At 71.2% G+C, this 12,943-nt stretch carries 12 protein-coding genes; 9 read left to right on the top strand and 3 right to left on the bottom strand.

The genetic code is table 11. The features are described 5' to 3' along the window. The first annotated feature begins 236 nt into the window (after window positions 1-236). Complete coding sequence (locus AB0I06_RS27605) at window positions 237-632, top strand: DUF3099 domain-containing protein (protein WP_363121531.1); 396 nt, start codon at window positions 237-239, stop codon at window positions 630-632. Between the two features lie 217 nt (window positions 633-849). Beyond that, on the top strand, window positions 850-1,080 hold the full coding sequence (locus AB0I06_RS27610; RefSeq protein ID WP_363121532.1) for a hypothetical protein: 231 nt from the start codon (window positions 850-852) through the stop codon (window positions 1,078-1,080). Here AB0I06_RS27610 and moaA read toward each other — a convergent pair. From moaA to AB0I06_RS27625, 3 genes are all read right to left on the bottom strand, one after another. Then, window positions 1,077-2,066: a GTP 3',8-cyclase MoaA gene (moaA, locus tag AB0I06_RS27615; protein WP_363121533.1), complete on the bottom strand. Its 990-nt coding sequence runs from the start codon at window positions 2,064-2,066 to the stop codon at window positions 1,077-1,079. The genes AB0I06_RS27610 and moaA overlap by 4 nt on opposite strands. A gap of 170 nt (window positions 2,067-2,236) precedes the next feature. Further along, the gene (locus AB0I06_RS27620) at window positions 2,237-3,862 is read right to left on the bottom strand and encodes a cation acetate symporter (RefSeq protein WP_363121534.1); all 1,626 of its coding nucleotides are present in this window, start codon (window positions 3,860-3,862) and stop codon (window positions 2,237-2,239) included. Then, window positions 3,859-4,215 (bottom strand): DUF485 domain-containing protein, encoded by a 357-nt coding sequence (locus AB0I06_RS27625; protein WP_363121535.1) that lies wholly within the window; start codon window positions 4,213-4,215, stop codon window positions 3,859-3,861. The genes AB0I06_RS27620 and AB0I06_RS27625 overlap by 4 nt, the downstream gene beginning before the upstream one ends. Before the next feature lie 256 nt (window positions 4,216-4,471). Here AB0I06_RS27625 and AB0I06_RS27630 point away from each other — a divergent pair, with 256 nt between their 5' ends. The 7 genes from AB0I06_RS27630 to AB0I06_RS27660 all read left to right on the top strand — a co-directional run bounded on the left by AB0I06_RS27630 (window position 4,472) and on the right by AB0I06_RS27660 (window position 12,943). Then, complete coding sequence (locus AB0I06_RS27630) at window positions 4,472-6,001, top strand: S8 family serine peptidase (protein WP_363121536.1); 1,530 nt, start codon at window positions 4,472-4,474, stop codon at window positions 5,999-6,001. Between the two features lie 60 nt (window positions 6,002-6,061). Continuing rightward, entirely contained in the window at window positions 6,062-7,591 is a 1,530-nt protein-coding gene (locus tag AB0I06_RS27635) for a S8 family serine peptidase (RefSeq protein ID WP_363121537.1), read from the top strand. Window positions 7,592-7,705: 114 nt separating this feature from the next. Continuing rightward, window positions 7,706-8,716, top strand: coding sequence for a CopD family protein (locus AB0I06_RS27640; protein WP_363121538.1), 1,011 nt, complete (start codon window positions 7,706-7,708; stop codon window positions 8,714-8,716). A gap of 158 nt (window positions 8,717-8,874) precedes the next feature. Continuing rightward, window positions 8,875-9,876, top strand: a complete 1,002-nt coding sequence (locus AB0I06_RS27645; RefSeq protein ID WP_363121539.1) for a DEDDh family exonuclease — start codon at window positions 8,875-8,877, stop codon at window positions 9,874-9,876. Between the two features lie 79 nt (window positions 9,877-9,955). Continuing rightward, a complete protein-coding gene (locus tag AB0I06_RS27650) occupies window positions 9,956-10,189 on the top strand; it encodes a hypothetical protein (RefSeq protein ID WP_114251243.1) in 234 nt (77 codons plus the stop codon). A gap of 49 nt (window positions 10,190-10,238) precedes the next feature. Further along, window positions 10,239-11,036, top strand: a complete 798-nt coding sequence (locus tag AB0I06_RS27655) for an SURF1 family protein (protein WP_363121540.1) — start codon at window positions 10,239-10,241, stop codon at window positions 11,034-11,036. A gap of 122 nt (window positions 11,037-11,158) precedes the next feature. Continuing rightward, window positions 11,159-12,943, top strand: coding sequence for a glycoside hydrolase family 15 protein (locus tag AB0I06_RS27660; RefSeq protein WP_363121541.1), 1,785 nt, complete (start codon window positions 11,159-11,161; stop codon window positions 12,941-12,943).

Here is a 12,943-nt window from a genome sequence, read left to right on the forward strand (position 1 = left end):
CCTCGTACGGCTCGACGTGAGCACTACGGCAAGTGTCGGCCCAGGTGCCCTACGCCGCATGCCGACGCGGGCCGTACGCGCTACGGCGCAGGCCGTCCGCCCGGGAGGTGCCCCACCCGCTCTCGTGGCCGGTGCGGCCGCGGCGTACCGTGGGAGCTGTCCCGGTCGGGCTCCCCGACCGGCCGTGGGCGGCTACGGGGCGGGGAGAGTCCGATACGGGCGGATGGTGGAACGCGATGCGGAAGCAGCACGGCGGTGGCAACGTCCAGGTTTTCCGGATCACCGGCGCCCGGACGGGACTCCAGGAAGACGTACGCGGGCGGCAGCGCCGCTACGTGATCTCGATGACGGTCCGCACGATCTCGGTGATCCTCGCGGCCACGCTGTGGAACGTCGAACGGCACGTGGCCATCGTGGCGTTGGTGCTCGGGCTGGTGCTGCCGTACATCGCGGTGGTGATCGCGAACGCCGGGCGCGAGAACGCGCCGTCCCTGCCGTCGACGTTCGTGGCGGCGCCGGTGCGCCCGATGATCGCGCCGCCGGGGCCGGGCGACGGCCCGGCGGAACCCGTTGCGGAAGATGCCGTGTCCGGGCCGGGTGCGGGCGCGCGGAGCGAGTCGCACGAGCGATAGGCCTCCCGGGGCGAGATCACGACCGGGCGGGAAGGGAAGTCACCTTCCCGCCAAGCTCAAGAAAAGCTCAGATCAATCATGTTGTTCCGGTGCCGGGCCCGGGGTTACCCATGACATACTTCGTACGCGCTCCGCATCCCCCGTCGGAGCGACGGACCGACGCCGGGCAGCTCCCCCCGTGGCTGCTCGGCGTCGCCTTTTTCTGCGAGACGAAACCGTGAGTGACGAGACTCCCATCTGTTCCGCGAAGGGCTGCCGTGCCGACGCCGTGTGGGTGCTGGCGTGGAACAACCCGAAGATCCACACGCCGGAGCGGCGCAAGACCTGGCTGGCCTGTGAGGAGCACCGCGAGCACCTGTCGCAGTTCCTCGGGGTGCGGGGATTCCTGAAGGACGTGGTGGTGCTGGAGGAGTGGGAGTCCGAGGACTCCCCGCGTCCGAGCTCCTAGCCTCCGATGGCCGACATCGGCCGGTCGGGCTGCACGAACGACGGGTCGTCCAGGCCCGCTCCGGCCTTCTTGCCCCACATCGCCAGGCGCCAGATGCGGGCGATCTCCTCGTCCGGGGCGCCCGAGCGCAGCGCGGCGCGCAGGTCCGTCTCCTCTTGCGCGAACAGGCAGGTGCGGACCTGCCCGTCGGCGGTGAGGCGGGTGCGGTCGCACGCCGAGCAGAAGGGGCGCGTGACGGAGGCGATGACACCGACCACGTGCGGGCCGCCGTCGACGAGCCAGCGCTCCGCCGGGGCCGAACCGCGCTTCTCCTCGCCCTCGGCGGTCAGCTCGAAGCGGGTGCGCAGGGAGGCCAGGATGTCGCCGGCCGTGATCATGCCGTCACGCTTCCAGCCGTGCTGGGCGTCCAGGGGCATCTGCTCGATGAAGCGCAGCTCGTAGTCGTGTTCCACGGCCCAGGCGAGCAGGTCGGGGGCCTCGTCGTCGTTGAGCCCCGGCATCAGGACCGAGTTGACCTTCACCGGGGTCAGGCCGGCGTCGCGGGCGGCGTGCAGGCCCTCGATGACGTCCTTGTGGCGGTCGCGGCGGGTCAGGGTCTTGAAGACGTCCGGCCGGAGCGTGTCCAGGGAGACGTTGACCCGGTCAAGGCCCGCCTCCTTCAGGGCCGCCGCCGTGCGCTTGAGGCCGATGCCGTTGGTGGTCAACGACATCTGGGGGCGCGGCTCCAGCGCCGCGACGCGCTCGACGATGCCGACCAGGCCCGGACGCAGCAGGGGCTCGCCGCCGGTGAAGCGGACCTCCTCGATGCCGAGGGAGGTGACCGCGATGTCGATGAGGCGGACGATCTCGTCGTCCGTGAGCAGATCCGGCTTCGCCAGCCACTGCAGGCCTTCTTCCGGCATGCAGTACGTACAGCGCAGGTTGCACCGGTCGGTCAGCGAGACCCTCAGGTCGGTGGCCACCCGGCCGTAGGTGTCGATGAGCACGTGGGCCCCCTCCCTCGTCGTGGATCGTGCGTGCGGCACTGTTGCCCGACACCTGCGAGCCTACGCGACCCCACCGACAACACCACAGGCCCGATCCCACGACGCACGGCGCGGCCGGGCCGCAGGGACCTGGAGGTTCCTACGAGCCGGCCGCGCCGGAGGGGTCGTGCTCAGTGCGCTCCGGTGCCGGTCAGGGACCGGACCTCCAGCTCCGCGTACTTCTTGGCGTCGGGCTCCTCCTTGGACAGGATCGTGCCGAGCCAGCCCATCAGGAAGCCGAACGGGATGGAGATGATGCCCGGGTTCTTCAGCGGGAACCAGGCGAAGTCGACCTCGGGGAACATCGCCTTGGGGTCGCCGGAGACGACGGGCGAGAACAGCACCAGGCCGACGGCGACGATCAGGCCGCCGTAGATCGACCACAGCGCGCCCTGGGTGGTGAAGCGCTTCCAGAACAGGCTGTAGAGGATCGTCGGGAGGTTGGCGGAGGCGGCGACCGCGAAGGCGAGGGCGACAAGGCCGGCCACGTTCAGGTCGCGGGCCAGGGCGCCCAGGCCGATGGAGACGACGCCGATGAAGACGGTCGCCCAGCGGGCCGCGCGGACCTCCTCGGCGCCGGAGGCCTTCCCCTTGCGGATGACGTTGGCGTAGATGTCGTGCGCGAAGGAGGACGACGAGGCGAGGGTGAGTCCGGCGACGACGGCGAGGATCGTCGCGAAGGCCACCGCCGAGATCGTGGCGAGGAGGATCGCGCCCCAGGTGGAGTCGACACCGCCCAGGTGCAGGGCGAGCAGGGGCGCGGCCGTGTTGCCGGACGGGTTGGAGGCGAGGATCTCCTCCTGCGAGATGAGCGCGGCGGCGCCGAAGCCGAGCGCGATCGTCATCAGGTAGAAGCCGCCGATGATGCCGATGGCCCAGTTCACGGACTTCCGGGCGGCCTTGGCGTCGGGCACCGTGTAGAAGCGGATCAGGATGTGCGGCAGGCCGGCGGTGCCGAGGACCAGGGCGATGCCGAGGGAGATGAAGTCCAGCTTGGAGGTGCCGGTGGCGCCGTACTGGAGACCGGGCTCCAGGAAGGCGGCGCCCTTGCCGCTGTTCTCGGCGGCCTTGCCGAGCAGGTCGGAGATGTTGAAGTTGAACTTCAGCAGCACGAGGAAGGTGATCAGGATGGTGCCGCCGATGAGGAGCACGGCCTTGACCATCTGGACCCAGGTGGTGCCCTTCATGCCGCCGATGGAGACGTAGACGATCATCAGGAGGCCGACCAGGGCCACGATGAGGATCTTGCCGGCGTCGGAGGTGATGCCGAGCAGCAGGGAGACCAGGACGCCCGCGCCGGCCATCTGGGCCAGCAGGTAGAAGATCGACACCACGATCGTGGAGGTGCCGGCGGCGGTGCGGACCGGGCGCTGGCGCATGCGGTAGGCCAGGACGTCGCCCATGGTGTAGCGGCCGGAGTTGCGCAGCGGCTCGGCGACCAGGAGCAGGGCGACCAGCCAGGCGACCAGGAAGCCGATGGAGTACAGGAAGCCGTCGTAGCCGAAGATGGCGATGGCGCCGGCGATGCCGAGGAACGACGCGGCGGACATGTAGTCGCCGGAGACGGCGAGGCCGTTCTGGAAGGCGCTGAACTGGCGGCCGCCGGCGTAGAAGTCGGCGGCGTCCTTGGTCTGGCGGCCCGCCCAGATGGTGATGCCGAGGGTCGCGAGGACGAACAGCGCGAACAGGGTGATGATCAGCGGGCGGTGCTCGCTGGCCTCGTTCGCGGCGAGGAAGGTGTGCTGTACGGGGCTCATGCGCCGCTCTCCATCCGGGTCTTGATGGCCTCGGCCTTGGGGTCGAGCTTCGCGGCGGCGTGCTTGGAGTACCACCAGGCGATGAGGAACGTGGTGAGGAACTGGGCGACGCCGAAGACGAAGGCGACGTTGATGTTGCCGAACAGCTTGGCGCCCATGAAGCCGCCCGCGTAGTTCGAGAGCAGCACGTACAGCAGGTACCAGGCGATGAAGCCGACGGTCAGCGGAAAGGCGAAGGAGCGGTAGGAGCGGCGCAGTTCACCGAACTCCGCGCTCTCCTGCACCTCGGCGAACTCCTCGGGTGAGGGGAGCTTGTGTTGCTCTTTCGACGGGGGCGGTGCGTCGGTGGCCACGGAGTCTCCTCGCAATGACGGAAGCGGTTGTGAACGGGGACGGGGGCGAGTGTGTCCTCGCGCTCCCTGCTCAACGTCACGGCGGCGCACGAGAACCGGTTCAACGGCCCCGCGTTCTTTCCGAAGTCGTTTCGACAAAGCGTTGCTGGCCAGCGAGAGGCCGGGATAGCTTCGCCCTGCACCACCACGTCATGTACCTGCCCGAGCACCACCTGTGCCTCGGGCCGGTTTCGTTTCCGGAGGATGTGGAGACCCCATGTCTCACTTGCGTTCCAGACGCCGGCTCGCCCTCGCCGTGCCCGTCGTGCTGTCCCTGACGGCCTCGCTGGGCTTCCTGCCGGCCGCCGCGTCGGCGGCCCCGCACGCGGAGTCGGCCACCCGGACGGCGGATGCGCCGAAGCTGGCGTACGTCGTCAACACCAAGCTGGACCGCCACACGATCGCCTCGGTGAAGAAGGCGATCGGCAAGGCCGACGGATCGGTCGTCGCCACGTACGAGCGGATCGGCGTGCTCGTCGTCCACTCCTCGAACCCCGACTTCGCCAAGACGATCCGCGAGGCCCGCGGGGTCAGGTCGGCGGGCGCGACGCGCACGACGCCGCTGACGGCCGCCGGGACGAAGCAGGAGGGCGCGGTCGAGTACCTGACGGGCGCCCAGGCCGAGCGCATCGAGGCCGCCTCGGCGAAGACGCCCGAGAGCGAGCCCCTCGAGGCGGACCAGTGGGACCTGCGCGCGATCGGCGCCGACAAGGCGGCACAGATCAACCCGGGCAGCCGCAAGGTGACCGTCGCCGTGATCGACACCGGCGTGGACGACACCCACCCCGACATCGCCCCGAACTTCTCCGCCTCCCAGTCCGCGAACTGCGCGGGCGGCAAGCCCGACACCAGCGAGGGCGCCTGGCGGCCGTACACGCCCGAGGACTACCACGGCACGCATGTCGCCGGTGAGATAGCCGCCGCCCGCAACGGCATAGGCGTGGCGGGCGTCGCTCCCGGTGTGAAGGTCTCCAGCATCAACGTCACCGACCGGGCGAACGGCCTCTTCTACCCGGAGAGCGTCGTGTGCGCGTTCGTGTTCGCCGCCGACCACGGCGTCGAGATCACGAACAACAGCTACTACGTCGACCCGTGGCTGTACAACTGCATGGACGACCCGGACCAGCGGGCCATCGTCGACGCGGTGAACCGGGCGCAGCTGTACGCGCAGAAGAAGGGCACGCTCAACATCGCCGCGGCCGGCAACTCCAACCACGACCTGGCCTCGGACGCGATCGTCGACGACTCCAGCCCGGACGACTCCACCCCGGTCGAGCGCACCATCGACCCGCACGAGTGCTTCGACGTGCCGAACATGCTCCCGGGTGTCGTCACGGTGAGCTCGACGGGCGTCGACAAGGGCAAGTCGTACTTCTCGACCTACGGCGAGGGCGTCGTCGACGTCGCCGCGCCGGGTGGTGACCGCCGCTACCAGATCCCGGACACCCCCTCGAAGGACGGCCGCATCCTGTCCACCCTGCCGAACGGCGCGTGGGGCTTCCTCCAGGGCACCTCGATGGCCTCGCCGCACGCCTCGGGCGTCGCCGCGCTGCTGAAGTCCGAGCACCCCTCGGCGTCCCCGGCCCGGCTCCAGGCGCTGCTGAAGGCACAGGCCGACGAGACCGCCTGCCCGGCCTCCTACGACCAGGACGGCGACGGCGACCAGGACGCGGTCTGCGAGGGCGGCAAGCGCCTCAACGGCTTCTACGGCCACGGCATCGTCAACGCGCTGCGCGCGGTCAAGTGATCCGGCCCGCCTCCGAGACCTTCCGCAGGATCAGCTCACCGTGAACGAACTGGAGACACCATGACTGCGCCGTACGCGCGCTATCGCCGCGCCGCAGCGATACCGGCCGGGATGGCCATGGCCACGGCCCTGGCGTTCCTTCCGAACACCGCGGCCACGGCCGCCGAGGACGCCCCCGCCCCCGCCGCGGCGGCCCAGACCGACGCGAGTGCGCTCAGCTACGTCGTCAACGTCAAGCCGGGGCACGGCACTTCGGCGCATGTGAAGAAGGCCGTCGCGAAGGCCGGCGGCACGATCGTGATGTCGTACGACCAGATCGGCGTCATCGTCGTCCACTCCTCGAACGCCGACTTCGCCGAGAAGATCCGCACCGTGCGGGGCGTGCAGTCCGCCGGTGCCACCCGCACCGCGCCGCTGCCCTCGGCCTCCACGGGCGACCTGGGCGCGCCGAAGGTGCTGAGCGCGGCGGAGGTCGCCGCGGCCGAGGCCCCCGCCGGGCAGGACCCGCTGGAGCCGCAGCAGTGGGACCTGCCGGCCATCAAGGCGGACAAGGCGCACGAGAAGACGCTGGGCAGCAAGAAGGTCACGGTCGCCGTGATCGACACCGGTGTCGACGACACCCACCCCGACATCGCGCCCAACTTCGACCGGGGCGCGTCGGTCAACTGCGTGTCGGGCAAGCCGGACACGACCGACGGGGCCTGGCGGCCGAGCGCCGAGGAGAGCCCGCACGGCACCCACGTCGCCGGTGAGATCGCCGCCGCCAAGAACGGCGTCGGCATGACCGGTGTGGCGCCCGGGGTGAAGGTCTCCGGCATCAAGGTGTCCACCACGGCGGGCTTCTTCTACACCGAGGCCGTGGTGTGCGGCTTCGTGTGGGCGGCCGAGCACGGGGTCGACGTGACGAACAACAGCTATTACACCGACCCCTGGTACTTCAACTGCAAGAACGACCCGGACCAGAAGGCCCTCGTCGAGGCCGTCACCCGGGCCTCGCGGTACGCGGAGAAGAAGGGCGCGGTCAACGTCGCCGCGGCCGGCAACGAGAACTACGACCTCGCCTCCGACGAGATCACCGACTCGTCGTCCCCGAACGACAGCACGCCGGGCGACCGGGTCGTCGACCCCTCGGAGTGCCTCGACATCCCGACCCAGCTGCCGGGTGTCGTCACGGTCGCCTCGACGGGCGCGAAGGGCATCAAGTCGTCCTTCTCCAACCACGGTCTCGGCGTCGTCGACATAGCCGCTCCGGGCGGTGACTCGACCGCCTACCAGAAGCCGGACGCCCCGGCCACGAGCGGCCTCATCCTGGGCACGCTGCCGGGCGGCAAGTGGGGCTACATGGCCGGTACGTCGATGGCGTCCCCGCACGTCGCGGGCGTCGCCGCCCTCATCAAGTCGACGCACCCGTACGCCTCTCCGGCCCTGGTGAAGGCCCTGCTGTACGCCGAGGCCGACGCCAAGGCGTGCACGGACCCGTACGACATCAACGCCGACGGCAAGATCGACGCGGTGTGCGAAGGCTCGAAGAACCGCAACGGTTTCTACGGCTGGGGCATCGCGGACGCGCTGGACGCGGTGACCAAGTAGAGCTCGTGTGAAGGCGATCCGGGCCGGACGGGGACACCCGTCCGGCCCGGATCGTGTCCGCGGCCGAGGTCCGTCGAGTTGCCCGGCCGTGTGGAGGTTGGTGAAGATCCTGGGGTGACCTCGACAAGACCCGCCCCGGGGGCGGCGGGACGGCGTGCCGGTGCGGGCCGGGCCCTCGCCGTCCTGGCACTGGTGGCGTCGGCCGCGCTGATCCCGCTGCTCGGTCCGGCCGCCGCGCTGCACGGCACCGGGGAGGCCGAGGCGCCCGGCGCGGGTGGCGTGGGCCTGCTGCGCACGGTGCTGTTCGCGGCGCTGTGCATACCCGTCGGCGAACTGTTCGTGGACCGGCTGGCGCGTTCGCTGCCCGGCTCGAAGTCCCTTTCCCCGCGCACGCCCCGCAGCTGGTCCCCGCCCGCGGCCGTCGCCGGTTTCCTCGCCGCCCTGGGACTCGCCTCGATCGTGGCCACCGGCAATCTGATGCCGGGTGAGGTGGCGGACGTGGACCTCGGCGGGCTCTACGCGTCCCGGGACGGCAAGCTCGCCCTGCTGGAGGTCAACGCGTTCCTGGTCGCGTGGCTGTGCGCGGTCTCCCGCCGGCCGGTCACGCAGGTGTGGCCGCTGGCCGCCGTGGTCGTGGCGGAGGCCCTGCGTGCCCACCCCACGACCGAGCACAGCCCCCTCGTCGGCTCCGGGCTGACGCTCGTCCACCTGCTCTGCGCGGCACTGTGGACGGGCGGCCTGCTGCACGCGCTGCGCCTGCTGCGGCTGTGGCACGGCCGCGGCGGTACGTCGGCGGGCGTGAGTCTGCTGGGGCTCTACGCGCGCGTGGCGGCCGTGCTGCTCGCCGCCATCACCGCGACGGGCGTGTGCAGTTCGCTGCGCCGGATGCCGCCGGAGACGATCCTGGACCAGCTGACGGGGACGGCGTACGGGCGGGTGCTGCTCGCCAAGGTGCTCCTCGTGGCCGCCGTCGCCGTCCTCGCCCTGTGGGCCCGGCATCGGCTGCGCCGGGCGGCCGACCCGCTGACCGCCTGCGCCCCGGCCCGTGCGGAGGTCGTCGCGCTGGGCCTGGTGGTGGCGGCGTCCGGACTGCTGACGGTGGTTCCGGTGCCCATCCGCTGGTGACACCGGCGGACAGGACGCCGGCTGATCGACTGAGTACCGATCAGACGTACGACCCACGAACGGACAGACCGGACAACCCGTCTGAGGGGGCATCGGAGGAGCGGCCGGGCGCACCTGGCGGGCGGTGGTGTCAGTCGTGGCCCGTATCCTCAGGAACCATGCTGGAAGACCTGACGACCGCAGTGTTCTCTGCCACGCCGTGGCCGGCCGCGTATCCCAAGGGGTACGCGGTCGTCGACGTGGAGACCACGGGCCTGGCCCGGGACGACCGCATCATCTCCGCGGCGGTCTACCGGCTGGACGAGCGCGGCGAGGTCGAGGACCACTGGTACACGACGGTCAACCCCGAGCGTGACCCGGGCCCGGTGTGGATCCACGGGCTGACGAGCGAGGCGCTCGAGGGCGCCCCCCTCTTCCCGGACATCGCCGAGGAGTTCACGGCCCGGCTGGCGGGACGCGTGCTCGTGGCGCACAACGCCGTCTTCGACTGGCAGATGATCGCCCGGGAGTACGCGCGCGCCGAGCGCGAGGCGCCGGTGCGGCAGCGGCTGTGCACCATCGCGCTGTCCAAGGAGCTCGGGCTGCCGCTGCCCAACCACAAGCTGGAGTCCCTCGCCGCGCACTTCGGCGTCGTCCAGCAGCGGGCGCACCACGCGCTGGACGACGCGCGCGTGCTGGCGGAGGCGTTCCGGCCGAGCCTGCGGGCCGCGGCGGCGAACAACGTACGGCTGCCGCTGCACGAGTGCCGGCCGCTCACCGAGTGGAGCGACCGCCCCGCCGCGCCCCGCATCGGGCAGCAGGCGGGCCCCGGGGGCTACGGCGCCTACCGGCCCAGCAGCTGGCGGCCGTCCCGCAAGCGCCCCGCCTGCCCCTACCCCAACCCCGGGCGCTACGAGGTGGGCGGGCGGCTCAAGCAGGGCATGCGGGTCGCCTTCTCGGGCGACACCTCGATCGAGCGGGACCTGCTGGAGGACCGCGCGACCGAGGCGGGGCTGCATGTGGCCACGAGCCTGTCCCGGCTGACCAGCCTGCTCGTCACGAACGACCCGGACTCGGGCACCTCGAAGGTGGTCAAGGCGCGGCAGTTCGGGACGCCGGTCGTGGACGAGGCGGCGTTCGGGCAACTCCTCGCGGATGTGGAGCCGGCGTCCGGGGGGTGACCGTACGGACGGGTGATTGCCGGGCGACTCGCCCGGTGGCCGCTCGCCCGCGCGGGTGCGACGGCTCACCCTGTGGCGCATGGCGACCTGTGAGGTATGTGGCAATCAGTACGGCATGACCTTCGAGGTGCACGCGCAGGGCGCGGTGCACGTCTTCGACTGCTTCGCCTGCGCGATCCACCGCATGGCCCCCATCTGCGAGCACTGCCGGGTGCAGATCATCGGCCAGGGCGTCGAGGTCGAGGGCCACTGGTACTGCGGCGCCCACTGCGCCCGCGCGGAGGGAAAGGTGGGAATTGTCGACAAGGTGTGAACCCGTACCCGCCTGAATGCACCCCACGACCGAGTTGTACGGTCGTGGGGTGTACCGCTTCCTGATGTCCCGGCAGTGGGTGATCCTCACGCTGATCGCCCTGCTCCTCATCCCCACGATGATCAGGCTGGGCATCTGGCAGATGCACCGCTACGAGGAGCGCACCGCCCGGAACCAGCTGGTCACCGACGCGCTGGCGGCCGAGCCCGTACCCGTGGAGAAGCTGACCTCGCCCGGGCACACCGTCACCAGTGCCGAGCGCTACCGCACCGTCACGGCGAAGGGCCGCTTCGACGCCCGGGACGAGGTCGTCGTCCGGCGCCGCACCAACTCCGACGACGAGGTCGGCTACCACGTCCTGACCCCGTTCGTCCTCGACGACGGCAAGGTGCTGCTGGTCAACCGGGGCTGGATCCCCTCCGACGGCCCGAGTCAGACCACGTTCCCGAAGGTCCCCGCGCCGCCCGGCGGCGAGGTCACCGTCGAGGGGCGGCTGATGCCCGACGAGACGACCGCCGGCAGCGGCATCAAGAACCTCAAGGGCCTGCCGGACCGGCAGATCATGCTGATCAACAGCGAGCAGCAGGCCCGTCGCCTGGACGCCAGGGTGCTCGGCGGCTACCTCGCCCAGACGTCTCCCGAGCCCAAGGGCGACGTCCCCGAGCTGCTGGGCGACCCGGGCAAGGAGGACGCCGCGCTGAACTACGCGTACGCCGTCCAGTGGTGGCTGTTCTCCGCGGCCGTACCGGTCGGCTGGGTGGTCCTCGCCCGCCGCGAGGCCAGGGAGCGGGCCCAGGAGGCGGCGGCCGCGTCCGGCGCGACGGAGAACGAACCGGCGGCGGTCTAGCCACCCGCCCGTCCAGGCGCGTGCGGGGGGGCGCGCGGCACCGCGCCCTTGCCGGCACGGACACGTCACTCCCCCGGCCCCCGCCCTGATTGCCGCGGCGAGTTGCCGGGAACCCGCACTCCGTGCACCCCCGCATCGAGGACTACGCGCTCATCGGCGACGAACAGACCGCGGCCCTGGTCGGCACGGACGGGTCCGTCGACTGGTTGTGTCTGCCCCGCTTCGACTCGGCCGCCTGCTTCGCCAGAATGCTCGGCGACGAGGACAACGGCCACTGGCGCATCGCCCCCGTGGGGGCGGACCGCTGCACCCGGCGCGCCTATCGCCGCGACACCCTCGTCCTGGACACCGAGTGGGAGACCGAACACGGAGCGGTCCGGGTCACCGACCTGATGCCGCAGCGTGACCGCGCCCCCGACCTCGTCCGCGTCGTCGAGGGCCTCGACGGCGAGGTGACCCTGCACAGCGTCCTCAAGCTGCGCTTCGACTACGGCTCGATCGTCCCCTGGATGCGCCGCTCCGACGGGCACCGCGTCGCCGTGGCCGGTCCGGACTCGACCTGGCTGCGCAGTGAGCCGGAGGTGCACAGCTGGGGCGAGGACTTCGCCACGCACGCCGAGTTCACCGTCAAGAAGGGGGAAAAGGTCGCTTTCGTCCTGACCTGGCACCCCTCCCACGAGGAGCGCCCCCCGCTCGTCGACCCGTACGACGCGCTGCGCCACAGCGTGGAGGACTGGCGGGCCTGGGTGTCGCACTGCCGCTACGACGGCCCCTACCGGGACGCCGTCGTCCGCTCCCTGATCACGCTCAAGGCGCTCACCTACGCCCCGACCGGCGGCATCGTCGCCGCTCCCACCACCTCGCTGCCGGAGGAGCCGGGCGGGGTGCGCAACTGGGACTACCGCTACTGCTGGCTGCGCGACGCCACCCTCACCCTGAACGCGCTGCTCGCGGCGGGCTACCAGGAGGAGGCCGAGGCCTGGCGGAACTGGCTGCTGCGCGCGGTCGCGGGCGACCCGGCCGACCTGCAGATCATGTACGGGCTGGCGGGTGAACGGCGGCTGCCCGAGTTCGAGCTGCCCTGGCTCTCCGGCTTCGACGGCTCCGCCCCGGTACGCGTCGGCAACGACGCGGTCAACCAGCTCCAGCTGGACGTCTACGGCGAGGTCATGGACTCCCTGTCCCTGGCCCGCGAGTCGGGCCTGTCCCCCCAGCCCGACGTGTGGGCGCTGCAGTCGGCCCTGCTGGACTTCCTGCGGACCCACTGGCAGCAGCCGGACGAGGGGCTGTGGGAGGTGCGCGGCGGCCGGCGCCAGTTCGTGCACTCGAAGGTGATGGTGTGGGTGGCCGCCGACCGTGCCGTACGCACCCTGGAACGCCATCCGGAGCTGGACGGCGACCTGGACGGCTGGCGGGAGCTGCGCGACGAGGTGCACCGGGAGGTGTGCGAGAAGGGCTACGACCGGGACCGCAACACCTTCACGCAGTCCTACGGCTCACGCGAACTGGACGCCGCGCTGCTGCTCATCCCGCGTGTCGGATTCCTGCCGCCGGACGACCCGCGGGTGATCGGCACGATCGACGCGGTCCGCGAGGAGCTGTCCCACAACGGCTTCCTGCGCCGCTACAGCACGGACGACGCGCAGGTCGACGGGCTGCCCGGCGACGAGGGCGCCTTCCTGGTGTGCTCGTTCTGGCTCGCGGACGCCCTGCACATGACGGGCCGCACGAAGGAGGCCCGCGAACTGTTCGAGCGGCTGGTGGGACACGCCAACGACGTGGGGCTGCTGTCCGAGGAGTTCGACCCGGTGACCGGCCGGCAGCTGGGCAACTTCCCGCAGGCGTTCAGCCACATCGGTCTGGTGAACACCGCCCTCGCCCTGTTCGGCGAGGACGGGGCAGGATAG

Origin of the sequence: Streptomyces sp. NPDC050674 (assembly GCF_040654575.1) — a bacterium.
GTDB lineage: Bacteria > Actinomycetota > Actinomycetes > Streptomycetales > Streptomycetaceae > Streptomyces.

What these genes read in the sequence shown, in the direction of transcription:
- AB0I06_RS27605 (WP_363121531.1), top strand. Translation starts at nt 237, where the DNA reads ATGCGGAAGCAGCACGGCGGTGGCAACGTCCAGGTTTTCCGGATCACC.
- AB0I06_RS27620 (WP_363121534.1), bottom strand. Translation starts at nt 3,862, where the DNA reads ATGAGCCCCGTACAGCACACCTTCCTCGCCGCGAACGAGGCCAGCGAG.
- AB0I06_RS27630 (WP_363121536.1), top strand. Translation starts at nt 4,472, where the DNA reads ATGTCTCACTTGCGTTCCAGACGCCGGCTCGCCCTCGCCGTGCCCGTC.
- AB0I06_RS27635 (WP_363121537.1), top strand. Translation starts at nt 6,062, where the DNA reads ATGACTGCGCCGTACGCGCGCTATCGCCGCGCCGCAGCGATACCGGCC.
- AB0I06_RS27645 (WP_363121539.1), top strand. Translation starts at nt 8,875, where the DNA reads ATGCTGGAAGACCTGACGACCGCAGTGTTCTCTGCCACGCCGTGGCCG.
- AB0I06_RS27650 (WP_114251243.1), top strand. Translation starts at nt 9,956, where the DNA reads ATGGCGACCTGTGAGGTATGTGGCAATCAGTACGGCATGACCTTCGAG.